Source organism: Mucilaginibacter pineti, assembly GCF_900101875.1.
Classification (GTDB): domain Bacteria; phylum Bacteroidota; class Bacteroidia; order Sphingobacteriales; family Sphingobacteriaceae; genus Mucilaginibacter; species Mucilaginibacter pineti.
The window spans coordinates 155,391-174,516 of record NZ_FNAI01000007.1 but is presented as its reverse complement, the minus strand read 5'-3'; the positions used below and the strand labels follow the sequence as shown (position 1 = coordinate 174,516).

The 19,126-nt window shown below is 44.0% G+C and carries 16 protein-coding genes; 4 read left to right on the top strand and 12 right to left on the bottom strand.

What is annotated here, in order from left to right:
- From BLS59_RS16275 to BLS59_RS16245, 7 genes are all read right to left on the bottom strand, one after another.
- Window positions 1–1,281: an AAA family ATPase gene (locus BLS59_RS16275; protein WP_091150501.1), complete on the bottom strand. Its 1,281-nt coding sequence runs from the start codon at window positions 1,279–1,281 to the stop codon at window positions 1–3.
- A 74-nt stretch (window positions 1,282–1,355) separates the two neighbouring features.
- Window positions 1,356–2,750 (bottom strand): aminopeptidase P family protein, encoded by a 1,395-nt coding sequence (locus BLS59_RS16270; RefSeq protein WP_091150499.1) that lies wholly within the window; start codon window positions 2,748–2,750, stop codon window positions 1,356–1,358.
- A 38-nt stretch (window positions 2,751–2,788) separates the two neighbouring features.
- Window positions 2,789–4,258 carry a 1-hydroxycarotenoid 3,4-desaturase CrtD gene (crtD, locus tag BLS59_RS16265; protein ID WP_091150497.1) on the bottom strand — a complete coding sequence of 490 codons (1,470 nt, stop codon included), beginning with the start codon at window positions 4,256–4,258 and terminating at the stop codon, window positions 2,789–2,791.
- Window positions 4,259–4,337: 79 nt separating this feature from the next.
- Entirely contained in the window at window positions 4,338–5,240 is a 903-nt protein-coding gene (locus BLS59_RS16260) for a LysR substrate-binding domain-containing protein (RefSeq protein WP_091150495.1), read from the bottom strand.
- Between the two features lie 13 nt (window positions 5,241–5,253).
- On the bottom strand, window positions 5,254–6,036 hold the full coding sequence (locus BLS59_RS16255) for a hypothetical protein (RefSeq protein WP_091150494.1): 783 nt from the start codon (window positions 6,034–6,036) through the stop codon (window positions 5,254–5,256).
- Between the two features lie 71 nt (window positions 6,037–6,107).
- Window positions 6,108–6,893 carry a hypothetical protein gene (locus BLS59_RS16250; RefSeq protein ID WP_091150492.1) on the bottom strand — a complete coding sequence of 262 codons (786 nt, stop codon included), beginning with the start codon at window positions 6,891–6,893 and terminating at the stop codon, window positions 6,108–6,110.
- 101 nt (window positions 6,894–6,994) lie between these two features.
- Window positions 6,995–8,002, bottom strand: a complete 1,008-nt coding sequence (locus BLS59_RS16245) for an aspartate-semialdehyde dehydrogenase (RefSeq protein WP_091150490.1) — start codon at window positions 8,000–8,002, stop codon at window positions 6,995–6,997.
- A gap of 207 nt (window positions 8,003–8,209) precedes the next feature.
- On the opposite strand from BLS59_RS16245, the gene BLS59_RS16240 reads away from it, so the two are divergent.
- The 4 genes from BLS59_RS16240 to BLS59_RS16225 all read left to right on the top strand — a co-directional run bounded on the left by BLS59_RS16240 (window position 8,210) and on the right by BLS59_RS16225 (window position 11,558).
- A complete protein-coding gene (locus BLS59_RS16240; RefSeq protein ID WP_091150488.1) occupies window positions 8,210–9,160 on the top strand; it encodes an NAD-dependent epimerase/dehydratase family protein in 951 nt (316 codons plus the stop codon).
- A 162-nt stretch (window positions 9,161–9,322) separates the two neighbouring features.
- Window positions 9,323–10,048 (top strand): YebC/PmpR family DNA-binding transcriptional regulator, encoded by a 726-nt coding sequence (locus BLS59_RS16235; RefSeq protein WP_091150486.1) that lies wholly within the window; start codon window positions 9,323–9,325, stop codon window positions 10,046–10,048.
- A 106-nt stretch (window positions 10,049–10,154) separates the two neighbouring features.
- Complete coding sequence (locus tag BLS59_RS16230) at window positions 10,155–10,373, top strand: DUF2442 domain-containing protein (RefSeq protein WP_091150484.1); 219 nt, start codon at window positions 10,155–10,157, stop codon at window positions 10,371–10,373.
- Between the two features lie 84 nt (window positions 10,374–10,457).
- Window positions 10,458–11,558, top strand: coding sequence for a hypothetical protein (locus BLS59_RS16225; protein ID WP_091150482.1), 1,101 nt, complete (start codon window positions 10,458–10,460; stop codon window positions 11,556–11,558).
- A gap of 375 nt (window positions 11,559–11,933) precedes the next feature.
- Here the strand turns inward: BLS59_RS16225 and BLS59_RS16220 are convergent, their stop codons facing one another.
- From BLS59_RS16220 to BLS59_RS16200, 5 genes are all read right to left on the bottom strand, one after another.
- Window positions 11,934–12,731 (bottom strand): carboxylesterase family protein, encoded by a 798-nt coding sequence (locus BLS59_RS16220; RefSeq protein WP_091150480.1) that lies wholly within the window; start codon window positions 12,729–12,731, stop codon window positions 11,934–11,936.
- Window positions 12,728–15,010 carry a beta-glucosidase BglX gene (gene bglX, locus BLS59_RS16215; RefSeq protein ID WP_162842655.1) on the bottom strand — a complete coding sequence of 761 codons (2,283 nt, stop codon included), beginning with the start codon at window positions 15,008–15,010 and terminating at the stop codon, window positions 12,728–12,730. The genes BLS59_RS16220 and bglX overlap by 4 nt, the downstream gene beginning before the upstream one ends.
- 128 nt (window positions 15,011–15,138) lie before the next feature.
- Window positions 15,139–16,491, bottom strand: a complete 1,353-nt coding sequence (locus BLS59_RS16210) for a glucoamylase family protein (protein WP_091150478.1) — start codon at window positions 16,489–16,491, stop codon at window positions 15,139–15,141.
- Between the two features lie 17 nt (window positions 16,492–16,508).
- Window positions 16,509–18,179, bottom strand: coding sequence for a glucoamylase family protein (locus tag BLS59_RS16205; protein WP_091150476.1), 1,671 nt, complete (start codon window positions 18,177–18,179; stop codon window positions 16,509–16,511).
- 99 nt (window positions 18,180–18,278) lie between these two features.
- The gene (locus tag BLS59_RS16200; protein WP_091150474.1) at window positions 18,279–19,115 is read right to left on the bottom strand and encodes a LamG domain-containing protein; all 837 of its coding nucleotides are present in this window, start codon (window positions 19,113–19,115) and stop codon (window positions 18,279–18,281) included.
- Between the last annotated feature and the right edge of the window lie 11 nt (window positions 19,116–19,126).

The window sequence follows — 19,126 nt, the reverse complement described above, 5'->3', positions numbered from 1 at the left end:
TTATATCTGTAATAGTGCTAATTCCTCCCTGATAAAAAACTCTTTAAACTCCCTTGGTTGATCTTCAGAATAAGAACCATTTGGATTGATAGATATGACACTTAAATTATTGCCCTCTTTTGTGCGATTAAAGAAAACTACCTGACTTTCAATTCTATCTCTTTCTATTTGACTTTCTTCACTCGAATGTCTACTTAATTTGAGCCTATATCGATCGATAGTATAATCCGAATGTGTTTCAACAATAAATCCCTTTCCGTCATTTAAAGCTGATTTAAAAAGCAAATCGCCAAAGGCCGCTTGCCCCTTTGGGTGTAAATGAATTTCGGGCTGTTGGATTGCAAGCCAACTATCGTCACTTCTAATGACAGTTTCGACTATCAGGGGCAAAATTTGAGAAACCCCATATCCAACATTTATAATTTTTAAAGCCTTTCCATTTAACACTACATTTATCTCAAATGGCGACAAATTAGATTTGCTATACTGAGAAACAGTAATTTTTTCAAACAATCCACTGTCTTCCCCAAAACGATTGAGAATTTCCTCAAACTTTTTACTTTGTTTGGTTCGTTTATTAGATAACTGTTTCTTTAAGATATATGGTACATGTGTGCCTTCTGGGGAGAAGTTTAACTCATAATCATCATATGTTCTTTTTGGCTCTGTTCTGATCGGTGCCAACCATGCAAGTTGCCCTACTAAAGAGGGAACATCAAAAGATTTGGATTCCTCTTCAAGATGTTTACTTATAACGAGATGTATCTGAAGTATTAGAGGGAGATTTACAGCTTTGAGTGTTTTATTAATATTCTTTTTTTCGTCAATTAAATTATCACTCTCAATCCATTCTTTAAAATTTTCTAATTGTTTGTCTTTAAAATAATCTCCATAATTTCCTTTTTTGAATTTATATTCTGCACCTTTAATAGTAAGACATATAAACATATTTATGTTTGAATCAATCTGTCTAATTTCTTTCAATTTGGCGAAACCATGACTATCAACAAACTTCAGATGTATAAATTTTTGTGGTATTAAAGAAAACAAACCTATTTCAAAAGATTTTTCCGTTGTTATCTCTGAAAAGTATCCAAATTCTTTTCTGAAATGGTCAGAGTCGGTTTTAAACCAAAATTCAGTTTCGGAGAGAATCTTGACGAGTTTTAAAATGGAGGTTTTACCCGTACTATTTTCACCAACAAAAAAATTTACTCGCTCCAATTGTAGGAAAGTATTTTTAAAACCACGAAAATTATTAATATATAATAACGGCTTCATTATTAAGGTTTAGATTGCTCAAATATCGAATCCAAGATAATATATTATATGAATATTACCTTAAAATATTATAATTATTTTAACCCCTCTATCTCTTTCAAACTCTTCGGCAGGTATTTACCTAATAAATGGCTGCCGGTATCGGTGATCAAAAAGTTGTCTTCTATGCGGATACCGCCAAAGTCGCGGTAGGTGTTCAGTACGTCGTAATTAATAAAATCGACATATTTCTTTTCGGCTTGCCAGCGATCTATCAGTTCGGGGATAATGTAGATGCCTGGCTCTATAGTTAGCACATAACCTGCTTCCAATTCTCGCCCGAGGCGTAATGATTTCAGTCCGAAAACAGTTCCTTTTTGCAGGTTATCACTGTAGCCAACATATTGCTCGCCCAGATTTTCCATGTCGTGGGTATCCATACCCAGCATATGGCCCAAACCACATTGAAAAAACATGGTGTGCGCACCTGCAGCAACAGCATCTACAGCATCCCCTTTCATAATACCGGCCTGCGAAAGCCCCTCTACCAGTTTTTGACAGGCTGCAAGGTGAATATCTAAATAACGTACGCCGGGTTTCAGCATATCAATAGCATGGTTCATTGAAGCAAGCACCACCTCATAAAGCTCGGCCTGTTTGGTGGTGAATTTATTGCCAACAGGTACGGTACGGGTAAGATCGCCCCCATAGTGCATGGGATTTTCGGCACCAATATCGCAAAGCAGCATCTGGCCATCTTGTAACGTATGCCCGTAGTAATGGGTATGCAGGGTTTCGCCACGCGGCGTAATAATAGCGGGATATCCCAGGCGCGAATCTGCCGCTATGGCCACTTCATTTGCCCTGGCCACCAGCTCATAGCCCTTAATACCAGGGCGTGTATTTTTAATAACAGCCAGCTGCATATCCACACTAATGGAAACCGCTTTCTCCATTTCGGCAACTTCTAAAGGTGTTTTTATAACACGCTGGGCTATAACCGCTTTGATTAGCGGAATAGATACATGATCGGCAACGTCCTGCAGGCTCACGTTGAGCCATGAAGCCAGTTTTATTTTTGTTTCGGGGCGGTAAGGCGGCAAAATATGCACCTTTCTGCCGGCGGTAACCGCCTTGTGAATGTAATGTGTTACTTCATTATAGGGTTGGGTTTTGGTAATACCAACCATCCCGGCCATTTCCCGTACCGAAGGTAGCACCCCCGTCCATATAATATCATCTATACTTAGCTCGTTGCCAAAAATCACTTCTTCGCCAGTATCGGTGTCAATAATGGCTACCAGGTCCTGAACGTCCAGTCCGAAATAATAAAGAAAGCTGCTATCCTGCCTAAAGGGGTAACAATTGTCTTTATAGCTCATGCTGCTATCCTCGTTACCGGGCAACAGGATAATACCCGAACCAATATTTTGCATTAAAGCCTTACGGCGATCAATATAAACTTGTTTGTCAAAAAGCTGAAGTTCCATGTTTTAATATGTTATTTACCGGCGCGAACACACTATCCTTACAATAATTCACTTACTATTTTGGCCGAAAGCAGGCAAAGCGGAATACCGCCGCCCGGATGAACGCTGCCGCCGCAAAAGTAAAGGTTTTTAATTTTAGATGACCGGTTAGCGTGCCTTAAAAATGCCGCGAACTGACTATTTGAGCTGGTACCATATAACGAACCCTGGTAAGATGATGTTCTACTTTCAATACTGCGTGGATCGAGGATGCTTTCGCATACTATCAGTTCTTCAATGTCATCGCCTAAAATGCGGGTAAGTTTTTTGAGGATGTTTTCGCGGGCTGTGGCAATCAGCTCATCCCAATTTTGACCAGTATTTGCGGGTACGTTGATCATCGTGAACCAATTTTCACAATCCTCGGGGGCATCATCGGTTTTATATTTGGAGCTGATGTTGAGGTAGATGGTAGGGTCATGATAAATATCTTTTTCCTTCCAGATATGGTCAAACTCAGCCTTATAATCGGTACCGAAAAAAATATTATGCAGATCGAGTTCCGGGAACGGCTTCTTTATACCCCAGTAAAATATCAATGCCGAACTGCTACGCTCCTGGCTTAATATCTTTTTGGGAAATAGCGACGGATGCGCCTTTAATAGTTTGTGGTACGTGAACCATACATCCATATTTGATATCACCAGATCGCCTGGGATAAACCCGCCCTTCACATTTAAACCTTCAACTCTCAGATCCTTTAAAACCACTTCATCAACCGGCGAATTATAATGGAAGATAACACCCAACGAAGTTGCCAGCTTAACCAAACTATTGGTGATGCTGTACATGCCACCCTCCGGAAAATACGCACCATAATGCTGCTCCAGATGCGGGATAACATTAAGCGTTGCCGGGGCAGTGTATGGGTTGGAGCCATTGTAGGTGGCATACCGGTCGTAAAACTGCACCATGCGATCGTCCTTAAAAAAATCTTCGTTGGCTTTGTGCATGGTACGGAGCGCATCTATCCGCGGCAGCTTTAAAACCGACCGTAAGGTATCCCAACTTAAATAGGTTTTAAGCCGGTGTAATGACTGCTCCAAAAAAACGTGATTGGTGATGCTATAAATATCCCGGCTTTTGGCCTGGTATTTTTTTATGGCTTCCATAGGTTCGCCGGTTACCCTGTTGACCTCAGCGGCAAATTTATCCGCATCTGCATAGGCGGTTAGCGTGGTACCGTCTTCGTAAAAATACTGGCAAACTACATCCAATTTCTGGTACCGGAAAAAATCGGCAGGCGTTTTTCCTGCCAGTTTAAAAAGCTCATCAACATATTGGGGCATGGTAAACAGGCTGGGGCCGGCATCAAACCGGTAACCCTCCTGCTCAAATTGGGTAAGCTTACCACCTGGCCCGGCATTGGCCTCAAAAACCTCAACAGCATAGCCCTTAACAGCCAGGTGAATTGCAGTGGCAATCCCCGCTATTCCGGAACCAACTATCAAAGCTTTTTTTGGGGGCATGAGTAAAGATAGCGGTATTCCTTAAGAAAAAAGCATTATGGCTACTACTCACCCCCACTTTGCTGTGCTCGTATATTTCTTATTTCCCCGCTATATGTCCCAACGCGAAGTTTATAAAATTACTCGTCAACCCGTAATCCTCAGTCCCCTTTCTGCGGATAAAGAAGAAATCGCGGGTAATTTTAAGGCCTTCAATTGGTACTTCAACCAGGTCGCCTTCCGCAAGTTGACGAATAATGGATGGACGGGGCATAAAGCCCAGGCATTGGTCGGCCAGCAGAAAGTTTTTGAGGGCTTCGGTACCACCAAGGCGTATTTTTACAGATAGATCGGCAGGCTTTATGTGCAGTGCCGAGAGCGATTTAAGCACCGCGTTAAGCGTACCCGAGCCGCGCTCACGTACAGCCAGCGGCGTTTTCACAAATTGCTTAAGCGTTAATGACTTACCCGCCAGCGGACTCTTAGCCGAACAAACCGGGATCACCTCATCGCTCATGAATGGTTTATAAGATACCGTGGTAAGCTTGTTATCAACCTCAATAATACCAATATCAACTTCGTGATTGAGCAAGGCATTCAATATGTACTCGGAGTTACGGTTTACCAACTGCACATCTACATTGGCGTATTCGCGTTGAAAACCTGAAAGTATGGAGGGCAATATATACAGCGCAATAGTGGTACTGGCACCCAATCGCAAATGCCCGGCGGCCTGCGAAAGGTTGCTTAATACCGATAGGTCATATTCAATTTTGCGTTCAATTTCGGTAGCCTGTTGCAGGTATTCGTTGAGTTTGTTGCCGGCTTCGGTAAGTAAAATACTGTTTCCCTTGCGTTCAAACAGGGGCACTTTATATTGATCTTCAAGCGCCTTAATGTGCTTGCTGATGGCGGGCTGCGTTACAAACAACACCTGCGCCGCCTTACTGAAACTAAGGTTGGCGGCAACTTCCATAAAAACACGGTGGGCAAAGGAGATCATACGGCTAAGTTACCTATTTCATCTTCTCAAAAAAGCGACCGTTAAATTTATAGGTAATAAACTTGCGGGTCATTTTGCCGCTGTAATCAACCAGCGGTGTACTGAGGGTTTTGGTGGCCTTATCAAAATTGATGGTCGGGAATGAGGTCCAATCGGCAATAGATGGAAAATTATAGTCGTAATGCAACTGGCTGTATACACCCGATGGTGTTTTTATAAGCGGCGGATTAGTAACGAGCTTGCCATTTTCGATAACAAATATCCTTAACCCCTGCGCAGCCCTGGCAGCCGAATAAATAGTATTAAACGTAGCCATGTAATAGGTTTTGCCATTCGCGGCAAACGTGTACACTTTGGAGTACCAGAACGATGGTGCAGCCTTTTTATCGGCGCTGTCTATTTTTAACAAAGCGGTAGTTTGGCCTTTTACCTTGTACTGTACCACGTTGCTAAAACTATAACCCGTGGTGCCCAGCCGGGTATCCCAGGAGTAGGTGCGGAACAAACCATCTGCCGAACTGGCTATAACCAGGCGCTCCTTTATTAATTCGGTAAAGTTTTGGGTAATGGTAAACGGGTACTTGGTGGTGTAGTATTTAAGCTTAAATGCAAACATCCGGTTCATTTTTTGCAACGAATCGATAGCTTTCCATTCCTTTTTATGCGCACCGTAATAGTTTACTTTTTTAAATATGCGCAGCAGATCGCCCTCTATAGCCTGCGGACTGTTTTGCGCAAACACACTGGCCGAAAAAAGGCAGCAGCAGAAAACAACTATCAGCGTAAAGGTTTTCATTGGTAACAAGATAGGTAAAAAAAGCAAACCTTATGGATATTAGTTATAATTGATAACCAAGTATTTGTTTTTTAGCTCTTTACTTTTTCAAAATACTGGCCCGTAAATTTGTAGGTGATATATTTAGATGTCACTTTACCTTTTCCGTCAACCAAGGGCAATTTGATCGTCTGGGTTGCTGCATCAAAAGTAATTGTTGGCCGTAATTCATACTTTATATCAACTACCGAGAAGAAATCGTAATCATAATATAACTTACTATGCAAGCCGGTTGATGTTTTGATGAGCTTTACATCTTCATTTAAACGGCCGTTTTCAATAGTAAAAACCTGTATACCTGTACCGGCATCCCTAGTTGAAAAAATACCACCATAAATTCCTAAATAATAGGTCTTGTCTTTTGCTTTGAGGGTATAAACTTTAGGAAACCAATAAGAAACGACTTCGCCGCCCCACTTTAAAGGATGAAATACCGACATTGTTTTATTACCCACCTTGTACTGAAACACATTTTCAAAAATATGCATCGATCCTCCTAACCATGTATCCCATGAATATATCCGGAATAATCCGTCAGAAGAAGTACAAATATCCAAATGCTCCTTTTTTAATAAATCAAAAGGTTGGCTTATGGTAAATGGATATTTTGCTGTATAATCAGCTAATTTTTTTCCAAATACTTCATTGGCTTTATTAAGAGAGTCATCCGCCCCGGAATTATTCTTTTGCTCATCCCAGTAATTGATCTTTTTAAAGGCATTAAGTAAATCAGCCTCAACAGCCTTCGGAGTTTGCGCAAAAACACTTGCAGATGCCATACACCCATAAAAAGTGAGGATGATAATAAAGGTTTTCATTGGTAAATATTTGTAAATAAAAATAGGGATAATCAACTGACTACGCCTATTCAAATTATCTTTTAAAGTCCTCTCCTTTGGAGAGGGTTGGTTGAGGCTCCTTATGCCTCAACCGGCGCGCCTATCAAGTGCTTTGCGGCCAGGTATTCGGCAATTTGCACGGCGTTGGTGGCAGCACCCTTACGCAAATTGTCTGATACTATCCAGCAGTTTAGGGTATTGTCCTGGCTTTCATCACGGCGAATACGGCCAACAAAAACATCGTCCTTATCATGTGCGTCAAGCGGCATTGGGTATTTCAGGTTGGCAGGATCATCTACCACTACTATACCCGGCGAGTTTGCCAGCAGTTCTTTTACTTCGCTCAAATCAAAGTCATGTAAAAACTCAATATTTACAGATTCCGAGTGGCCGCCCATAACCGGGATGCGCACGGTGGTAGCGGTAACTTTAATGCTGTCATCGCCCATGATCTTTTTGGTTTCGAGGATCATTTTCATTTCCTCTTTGGTGTAACCGTTTTCGGTAAACACATCAATCTGCGGTATTACGTTCAGGTCGATAGTATAAGGGTAAACCTTAGGGCCATCAATACCTTTACGTTCGTTAAATAACTGGTCAACAGCTTTTACGCCGGTACCGGTTACCGATTGATAGGTAGATACCACTACTCTTTTAATTTTATATTTATCATGCAGCGGCTTTAAGGCCACTACCATTTGTATGGTTGAGCAATTTGGGTTGGCAATGATCTTATCATCTGCAGTAAGTACATCGGCATTTACTTCGGGCACTACCAGTTTTTTGGTAGGGTCCATGCGCCAGGCCGATGAATTATCAATAACAGTTGTTCCTGCTGCCGCGAAAAGCGGTGCTTGCTCCAATGATGTGCTGCCGCCAGCGCTAAAAATAGCTACATCCGGCTTCATCTTAATCGCATCCTCAACAGAAACCACCTTAAACTGCTTACCCTTAAAAGTAATTTCTTTACCAATACTTTTTGCTGAAGCAACGGGAATTAATTCTGTAACGGGGAAGTTGCGTTCTGCAAGAACTTGCAACATTTTGGTGCCTACTAATCCTGTAGCACCTACTACTGCGACTTTCATTGAGTTAATTTGTTATATAATAAATGATTAAACTCCAAATATGCACATTTTTTGCATATTCTACCAGATTGGTAGTTAATTTAATATGCCGTTAGCTATAAATTGGTTAAAAAAAGGTGCCACAAATGAGCAATCGTTTGCGTAAACAGGCTGTTAAACCGTTAACATTTCAACCAAATTTTTACCTTTGCCCAAACTCAAAAATACATGGGCGAAAAGATTATAGTGATTGGCGCCAACGGCCAGATCGGAACTGAACTGGTAATGGCACTTAGAGGTATCCACGGAGCCGAAAACGTGATAGCATCGGATATAAATGATCCGGCTTACGCCATCCGCAACAGCGGCCCCTTTGAATTAATAAATGTGCTTGATAAGGATAATCTGCACCACATATTTGATAAACACCGCCCCACGCAGGTTTACCTGCTAGCCGCCATACTATCGGCCGTAGGCGAACAAAAACCCAAAATGGCCTGGGATTTAAACATGACCGGCCTGCTGCACATTCTTGATTTTGCCGTTGAGTTTAAAACCGCCAAAGTTTTCTGGCCAAGCTCTATAGCAGTGTTCGGTCCGCATTCACCGCAGTTTAATACACCGCAGTATTGTGTAATGGACCCCAATACCGTTTATGGCTTCAGTAAACTGGCCGGTGAGCGCTGGTGCGAATATTACCACGCTAAATACGGCGTAGATGTACGCAGCATTCGTTACCCCGGTTTAATAGGCTGGAAAGCTAATCCCGGAGGCGGCACTACAGATTATGCCGTGCATATTTTCCACGAGGCGTTAAAAACAGGTAAATACCAAAGTTTCCTATCGGCTGGCACCGCCCTGCCCATGATGTATATGGAAGATGCCATAAGAGCCACCATTTCATTGATGGATGCACCTGCCGAAAATATCAAGATCCGGTCGTCATATAATTTGGCGGGCATCAGCTTTACACCTACCCAGCTGGCCGAAGAAATTCAGAAACATATTCCGGATTTCGAGATCAGCTATAGCGATAACGACCCACGCCAGGCTATTGCCGATAGCTGGCCAAAATCAATAGATGATACCGACGCCCAGCAGGATTGGGGCTGGCAATTGGAGTATGATTTGTCCAAAATGACAGCCGATATGCTGGATAACCTTAAAAAAATTTTATAAGAGAATCTACAATGGTGAAAGGTTGAAGGTTTTAACCTCCGTTTTGTAAAACTTATATAAAACAATATTATCTTTGAACCCGCTGTATAACAAGCATACAGCGGGTTCTTTTTTATGGTAAAAGCCATAAATCATGAACCATCAACAATGAACTAAAAATTTATGGGAAGAGCATTTGAATTCCGCAAAGAAAGAAAGTTTAAGCGCTGGGCCAAAATGGCCGTGCAGTTTACGCGCTTAGGAAAAGAAATTGTAATGGCTGTAAAAGCCGGCGGCGGAGATATTAATACCAATTCGCGCCTGCGTACGGCCGTACAAAACTCAAAGGCGGTTAATATGCCTAAAGACCGGGTGGAAGCTGCCATTAAAAGAGCAACCAGCCGCGATGAAAAAGATTACGAAGAACTTGTATACGAGGGGTATGCACCTTACGGCGTAGCCGTTTTGGTGGAAACCGCTACCGATAATACCAACCGCACCGTTGCCAATGTGCGCAGCTATTTTACAAAGTATGGCGGCTCATTAGGCAAAACAGGTTCGCTTGATTTTATTTTCACCCGTAAATCGGTATTCACTTTTGAGCCCGGCAACCGCGACCTGGAAGAACTTGAATTTGAATTGATCGACGCGGGCCTTGAAGACCTTTTTGTGGAGGCCGACGAAGAAGGAAATGATATTGGTGTTATCCACACCGCGTTTGAAGATTTTGGCAAAATGCAAAAAGCACTGGAAGAAGCTGGCGTTGAAGTAAAATCGGCCAAGTTGGAACGCGTACCGCAGTCATTTCATGAAGTTACCGAAGAACAGGTTACAGACATCATGAAGCTTATCGATCGCCTTGAAGAAGACGACGATGTTCAGGCGGTTTACCACAATATGGCGGAGTAAGTTTTAATTTGAAGATTTGAAAGTGTGCCAATTTGAAAATGCCTAAACTAAATTAGCATTTCATAAAAAAGACAATTTTCAAATCACCAAATTTTCAAATTAGCACATGCCATTATTCAGCTCACGTAAGGAAGAAAAAAAGATAAAGGTTACCTTTGCCAACGGTTTGCTTTTTGTTGAAAAAGCCGATGGTAAGCAACAGGCTTTCCCGTTGGAGTGGTTCCCGAAATTGCTTAACGCAACCGACGAGGAACGCGAAGACTGGAAACAAACCGACAAAGGCATCCACTTTAATCAATTGGATGTGGATGTGGCAACTTCATAATGATTTGAAAATTTGAAGATGTGCTAATTTGAAGATTACGCATCATTTTCAAATCTTCAAATCACCAAATTTTCAAATTGAAACATGGTTTTCGAAGAGTTTTTTAAAAAGAAGCGAATAGATCTGGCGGCCTTGCAACAGGCCGAACAGCCCCTGTTTGCCGAATTTAAAGATCACTTTGAGCAAATGGGCGAAAAAAGTTTCGACCATACCAAAAAATACTGGTTCAATAAGTTAAGGCGGCGCTTCCCTATTGCCGCCGAAATAAAAACTGAAAAGGTACATATCCAAAATCCAATAGCCGAGCAAACCATTACCGAAAGTCTCATTGAACCTGGCACTCCGGCACCAAAAATAGGTTTTACTCCAAAATTCAGGGCAGCGGGTATACCCAAACCCGCTGAGGAAAAACCGGAAGATGCAAAAGCAGAAGAAACCGTATCATCTGCAGAAACGGCCACGCCCAAGCCTGCCTTTAAACCTCGCTTCAATCCCGGCATGGTAAAACCAAAACCTGCGGAAGATAGCGCGTCGCCAGAGATAACCGAAGAGCAAGTAACTCCTGCGGATGAAACACCAGTTGCTCCCAAGCCTGCATTTAAACCACGTTTCAATGCAACGATGATGAAGCCTAAGTTTCCGGAAGGCGAAACATCAGCTGAAGATAAACCCGAAATTACTACCGAGCCGTCAACTCCAACAGTCGAAGAAGCACCAGCGCCTAAACCTGCATTTAAGCCACGTTTCAACGCCACTATGATGAAGCCAAAGCCTGCGGAAGGCGAAGCACCTATTGAAGATAAACCCGAAATTACTACCGAGCCGTCAACTCCAACAGTCGAAGAAGCACCAGCGCCTAAACCTGCATTTAAGCCCCGTTTCAACGCCGCTATGATGAAGCCAAAGCCTGCGGAAGGCGAAGCACCTATTGAAGATAAGCCTGAAATTGCAGCCGAGTCGTCTGTTGCAGCAGCCGAAGAAGCATTGACGCCAAAGCCCGCATTCAAGCCACGCTTTAACGCGGCGATGATGAAGCCAAAACCAGCGGAAAGTGAACCGGAAGCTACTGAAAAGTCAGAGGATAAATCTGATGCGGTGTCACCTACTGATGAACCGGCCGCAAAACCGACCTACAAACCCCGGTTCAACATGAAAAATATCCCACCAAAGGCAACTGAGGAATAAGCGTATTTTATTTGTACCTCTACAAACATCATTGCGAGATACAATACAACCTTTTACTTGCGCTCGTTTGTAACGAGTGCTTAACAAGGTTACGCGATTGCATCGCCTATAAGCGTCACAGACGCAAAAACACTTTAAGCACTCGTTTGTACCTACAAGTGTTGGGAAGACTAAATTTTAATAAAAAGGTTGTCATTTCGACGAGCCTGCATGGGAATTGCGTGTGAGCGACAAGGAGAAATCTTCTACGAAAGGCTAAGTTCAATTGCATATCGTAGAAGATTTCTCCTCGTACCTCGTTCGAAATGACAACGCTTTTTATCTTCCCAACACTTGTAGTTACAAACGAGCGCAAGTAAATCCCCCCTATTCTCCCTACTTACTATGTGAAAACAACCAGCTTAGCAACTCGGGTTCTTTGAAGGCATTATCCCAGCTGTTATGGTCAACGCCGGGGTATAGCGTAAAGCGAGGCGTGCCGCCGGCTGCTTGTAAGGCGGTTACTATCGCTTCGGAATGTTCATGTGGCACTACGCTGTCATGATCACCGTGGAAGATCCAGAGGGGAACTTTTTTGGCGTATTTAGGTGCGTTATTGGTATTATCGCCGCCGCATATGGCAAAAGCTGCCGCAAACTTCTTGGGCTCGCGACCAATAATTTCAAGCGTACCCATGCCGCCCATACTTAGGCCGCCTATGTACACCTTATGTTTATCAACAAAGGGTTTATCTAAAAATTGATCTACCAGGCCCATCAGCATTTGCATGGCTTTTGTAGGCGGCGCATCAACCTGAAAAAGGAATTTATTTTTATGCGTAACCGAATCCTGCGAGAATTTTACGTTTGACCAAAAACTATTGTTAGGACATTGCGGGAACACCACTATAGCATCATATTTTTCACGCACACTATCCTGCAGCAACCGCGACGGGCCATATTTTAACTGGGCCTCGTTATCATTGCCGCGCTCGCCGGCGCCATGCAGCACAAGCAGCAGCGGGTATTTTCTGGCTGGGTTAAAGTGCTTGGGGAACAGCAAACGGTATGGCAGGGTATCGCCTTTAACTATAAAACTGCCCCTCTCAAATGCCGTCAGAGTTTGCGCACGGGCTGAAAAAGAAAATGCCAAGCATAAGCTTAGCATTCCTATTATGAGTTTTGTTTTGATCATTTTATGAGTTTAAAATTCGCTTCCTGTACATCCCTTGAATTTGGGCCGACAAAAACTTTGAAATCGCCAGGCTCACTGGTGTATTTCATATTGATGTCGTAAAATTTCAGGTCGTTGTTAGTTAAAACAAACTTAAGCTCTTTTGATTCACCTTTTTTCAAAAATATTTTCTGGAAACCCCTTAACTGCTTCACCGGGCGGGTAACCGACCCTACCAGATCGCGGATGTACAGTTGCACCACTTCCTCACCATCGTAATTACCGGTATTACTCACCGTTACGCTGATATTCAGTTTATCAGCAACCTTCATAGTAGTTTTATCGAGCGTTGGGCGCGAATAGCTGAATGTGGTATAGCTTAACCCATAACCAAACGGATACAGCGGATCAACCGGCGAATCCAGGTATTTTGAAGAGTATTTATTAGCAGGATCTGCCGGGCGACCAGTGTTTTTAGCGTTGTAATAAATCGGGATCTGCCCTACGTTACGCGGAAAGCTCATGGTTAACTTGCCCGATGGATTGTAATTACCAAACAGCACATCGGCAATGGCATTACCACCCTCGGTGCCAGAAAACCAGGTTTCCAGTATGGCGGGGATGTGGGCCTCTTCCCAGTTAAGGGTAAGCGGTCTGCCGTTCATCAGTACCAATACAACCGGCTTGCCTAACGTATAAATAGCTTGCATCAGTTTTTGCTGACTTTGCGGAATGCTGATATCTGTACGGCTGGCAGCTTCGCCGGTCATCCCCTGCGATTCGCCTATGGCCAAAACTACAACATCGGCCTTTTGGGCAATTTCCATCGCGCTTTTCAATAACGAATCGGCATTCAAAGCGGTGATGCCACCGCCATGCTCATTAAGCTGACGGGCTATGTCTTTATCATCGGTGATGTTGGCACCCTGCGCATAAACAATATTTGCCGATGCGCCGGCTACATTCTTCATACCCTGCAACAGCGTAACAGCCTTAGAAAAATCGCCAGCTGCCGACCAGTTGCCAATCATGTCCCGCTTGCTATCGCCCAGCGGACCAATCAACGCCACAGTACCTGATTTTTTTAGCGGTAATACCTGCTGATAATTTTTTAACAACACGAATGATTTACGGGCGGCATCACGGGCGGCATCTAAATTAGCGGCGCTCATGATCTCGGTTTTAGCTTTTTCTTCGTTGCAATACTTATACGGATCGGCAAACAAGCCCAGTTTGTATTTAGCTTCCAGGATGCGTTTAACAGCATCATTTAAAGTAGCCATAGTTACCTTGCCTTCGGCGATGGATTTTTTTAGATAAGTAGGGTAAACGGCATCCTGCATATCCATATCAACACCCGAGTTTATGGCCGCTTCGCCTGCCTCTTTTTCGTTGGCTACGTTGCCATGCTGTACCATTTCGGCAATACCGCTATAGTCGGTAACCACAAAGCCGGGGTAGTTCCATTGCTTTTTGAGGATATCCCTTGTAAGGTAATTACTGGCTGTTGATGGCGTACCTGAAATTTCATTAAACGAGGTCATGAACGATGCCACGCCTGCATCGGCAGCTGCCTTAAATGGCGGCAAATAGGTTTCCCAAAGCTCGCGGGTACTTATATCTACTGTATTATAGTCCCTGCCGGCAGTTGCGGCTCCGTAGGCGGCATAATGTTTAACGCAGGCTAATATGGTATTACCATCGTAACTACTACCCTGAAAACCCTGCACCTGCGCTTTGGCTATCTGACTGCCCAGCCAAACATCTTCGCCGGCACCTTCTGCAACACGGCCCCAGCGCGGATCGCGGGCAATATCAACCATTGGGGCGTAGGTCCACTGCAATCCATCGGCGGCAGCTTCTGCGGCAGCAATGCGGGCGCCGTTCTTAATTACATTTAAATCCCAGCTGGCGCTTTCGCCCAGCGGAATAGGAAATATGGTTTTATGCCCGTGAATAACATCATAACCAAATATCAGCGGAATTTTAAGGCGGGTGTTTTTAACCGCCAGGTCCTGCAGCTTACGGGTATAAGCCGGTGTATAGGCATTAAAAATAGCGCCCACCAATCCATTCTCTATATCGGTTTTATAACCGGCGCGAATGGTTGGGCCAGTAACGTCAAGATCGCTGGTATAAAGCGTAAGCTGACCAATTTTTTCTTCAACCGTCATTTTCTGCATCAGGCTGCTTATAAACTGATCCATTTTTGTTTTTGACGATGCCGGTTTGGTTTGTGCAGTACCGTTTAAAGCAAGCACAGCCATTAAAACCGATCCTATGGTTTTTTTAAGGTACATATATGATATTAATTTATGTAGAAAAGCCTCACCTAAATTCTCTCCAAAGGAGAGGACTTTGAGCTTAGCTCTTTTAGTAGTTTGTTTTCATAGCCCCTCTCCCTTGGAGAGGGGTTGGGGTGAGGCCGTTACTTTTTAACCAATGCTGGGCTTTCAAAACCCAGTTTTTTTAGTCCGCCCTGTACTTCGGGGCAACTCATGAAAAGTTTCCATAACAGGCCGGTGCGGTAATTTTCAATCATTACCACAATTGGGCCCTGATCAATGGCTAAATACGATTTGCCATACCAGTTATGCGATTCGCTGAAGGCATCGGTAAAACCGTATTCGCCCCAGATCTTATCGCCCAGATCGTAATAAAAATGACGCAGTGCTTTCATGGAATATTCGGGCGTGTATGGGAATGCCGAGAGTGCTGCCGTTGGCGATATCACCCCCAGATCATTGGTTGGCGAGTGGGCGTTGTAGCCTTCATAATTATCGCTGGCGGTTAACCCCCAGCTGTTTTCGCCGTAGCCTTTGAATTTCTTCGGATTTTCTACGCAGTAGGCGTGGTTTATCAGCGTATGGTTTTTGTTTTGCTCCCAGTAATCGGCATATTCATCTTTTAAACCCTTTGGGTTAAGGCCCAGAAACGAGTATTGTGAAAAGAACAGCGGACCGCCATAATCAAACCCAAGCGGTAGTTTAAAGCCATAATAGGTTTTGCCGTTTTTAAAGAAGCCGCCTTGTGCCCAGCCTTTGTGGTAAACGCTGGCGTTTACAGGATATCTTTCTGCAGATGCTGCCAGCACATAGGTTATTAAACATTCGTTAAACCCGTGGATAGGAAAGTTCATGGCCCAGCCATTATTTGGCGACCAATGCCAGTATAGCGCATCCTTACCATCGCGGGTGTACCAGTCCCACTCCATTTCGCCCCACATCCAACTGATCACATCGCGGATGCGCTGCTCCTTTGGCGTGTTGGCGGTAAAGTACTGGCGGGCACATAATAAACCCTGGAATAAATAGGCCGATTCTACTATATCGCCACCATCGTCCTTTCGTCCAAAGGGAATTACCTTGCCGGTTTCGCCATTCATCCAGTGCGGGAAAGCCCCGTGAAATGAGTTGGCCTTAAACAAAAAGTTAACGATCTTAACCATCCTGTCAACCGCCTGCTCATGCGTAACCCATTTGCGGCTATCGGCAACAATAAGCGCCATAACGCCAAAGCCCGAACCGCCCGTAGTTACTACCTCATCGCCATAATCAAATGATTTGTTACTGCGCTCGCGGGCGAGGCCACTTACGGGATGCCCAAAATCCCAAAAATAGCGGAACGTTTGGCGCTGTACCACATCAAGCAAAGCACTATCGCTAAGGTTTTTTATAATGCCTACGGGCTTAATGCCTTCGCTTGTATTCTTTGCGGGCTTTTGGGCCATGCAGCAAACAGCAAGCAGTAATATAGCGGGGGTTAATAATATTCGTTTCATGTGAATTTTATAAAAGGTTATAAGTTAGGCCCGGCAAACCCTAAACTTTTCATGCCTGTTTTTACTTCGGGAGCACTCATAAATAAATTCCAGAGCAGGCCACTGCGGTAATTTTCAACCATAATTACAATGGGCCCCTGGTCAATGGCCAGGTATGAATCTGCAAACCACGGATCGGTTAAGTTAAAGGCATCATAAAAGCCGTACTGCCCCCAAAGCTTATCGCCAAGTTTGTAATAAAAGAATTTTAAAGCCTGCATTGATTGTGTTGGCGTATAAGGTAACGACGCTATTGCAGCCGTTGGCGCAATTACCCCAACATCATTAGTTGGCGAACTGGCCGTGTAGCCGCCTTGTATGTCGCTGGCGGTAAGTCCCCAGCAATCTGCGCTGTAACCGCCTTTACTGTTGGGGTTGGCAACGCAGTAATTATAATTGATCATGGCATGTGCCTTGTTCTGTGTTTCGTAATTGGCATAGGCATCTGTTAGCCCTTTTGGGTTGATGCCTAAGAAAGAGTAATGCGCAAAAAACATTGGGCCACCCTGTGGCGGACCAAGTGGTAATTGTATGCCAAAATAAGTGTTGCCATTTTTCATAGCACCATTATTGGCCCAGCCCTCGTCATAAACAGCCTTTGTAATTGAATGCGTTGTTGACGATGCCGCCAAAGCATAAACTATAAGCGCTTCATTCCACCCGGTAATTTTCATATTGATGGCGAAACCCTGATCGGGGCTCCAATGCCAGTACAATACGTTTTGATTGCCTTGCCTAAACCAATCCCACTCCACACCGTTCCAAAGGGTATTGATATCGGTACGCAGCTGGGTTTCCGCGGCGTTGCTGCTGCTGAAATACTGGCGGGCGGTAAGCAGGCCCTGCATCAAGTAAGAAGTTTCTACCAGGTCGGCACCGTTATCCTGCGCGCTAAATGGTACTACCGCGCCCGTGCTGCCGTTTAACCAATGCGGAAAAGCTCCGTGAAACTTTTGCGCTTTGGTGTTTAAAAAGCCAACTATCTTTTGCATCCGTGCCAAACCATCGGCATGACTTATAAAATTACGGTTGATACCGGCCACAATAGCCATAATACCAAAACCCGAGCCGCCGGTAGTTACAACATCGCCAGAGGTGTTGCGCTCGCGCGCCAGGCCGCTGGTGGGGTGCCCAAAATCATAAAAATATTTTAGGGTTTGCTTTTCAACCAAATCCAGTAGTTGATCGTCTGTAATTGTTGCAAATTTGTTGGTACTATCAACAGCCGTGGTAAGCTGCACCGACAATGCCGATTGCAGGTTGCCGTCCTTTGCCGATTTTAGCGCAGTTGATATATTAACAGTATACTGCGTAATGGGCTTTAATGTTGGTGTTAAAACAAGGGTGCTGTCGCCGTTTTGGTAAGTTGCAGTATAGGCCGCGGTTTCGCCTGTATTACTGGCTACAGCAACGCTTCCCGCTACCGATGCCCGGTTAACCGGAGTTGAAAACGAAAGTTTTATTACCGGTTTGGCATTTACATTAATGTATTTAAAACCGCTATTAACCCCGTTAACCCTTATAGCGTTAAAGCTGAAAGAGGCAGGGGCAACCGGAGGCGCGGGATCGGGTGTAGTTTTGCTTCCCTTACTACAGGCATACAGCATAATTAACACGCACACTCCACCAAAAATCTTTAAATACTTCATGTTTATTACTATATACCTTATACAATTATTACAATTCAAATGATGGTTAAAAAGAGGTTACCCACTTAGGCGGGCAACCCCGTAACCAATCAATTAAACCTATTTTTTTCTACCTTCAAGCTTTACTATCGCGTTCACTTCTGCATCGGTAAGGGCTTTGTTGTAAACACGTACCTCATCAAGCTGGCCGGTTAAGAAACTTGCCCAATCCTGCTTGCCGGTAGCCGTTGTTTGGCTTGGCGTAGTTTGAAACTGCACGCAGCCAAATACAATTTTACCAACATGGTTAAATGCTAAAGGGCCGGTTAGGTTATCAACTTTTGCAGTGGCTACCTTTGAACCATTTACATACAGTTTACAGGTAGATGTACCAGCATCATATGAAAACCCGAGGTTAGCCCATTTACCTAATAAGTTGGCTACTCCATCTGTCGCAAATGTACGGTCATCGCCGCCGCCATAAATGTGGATCCTTACTTTGGCTGCATCAACAGTGCTGTTGTTTTCAATAAACACATCAATGTTACCCCAAAAGGCATCTGTTTTTGCAAGCGAAAAAACACCTATTATGCCGACTGTAGGTGGAGCTGTATTTATCCACTCGGTTACCGTAAAACTTTGCAGCCCGGTAATACCTGCACCTGGAGTTGCCAGCACATAACTATCTAATGCACCTTGCAATGCCTGGCCCTTTATGCCGGCATCTGTAAATTTGGTGCCGGTAGCTACACCTTCTGAGTTTGAAATACTATCTTTAAGGTTGCCGTTAAAATTCCAGTAACCTACCAAACTTCCCTTTGCCACATCATTTGAGCTGGTAAACCCACCAATATCCAGTTTTGGGGCGTAGCTTTTAGGGTCGTAACTTTTTTGACATGATGATAACCCCATACCCGCAACCGCGGCAATTACCATACTTATATATAATTTTTTCATGACGATCACAT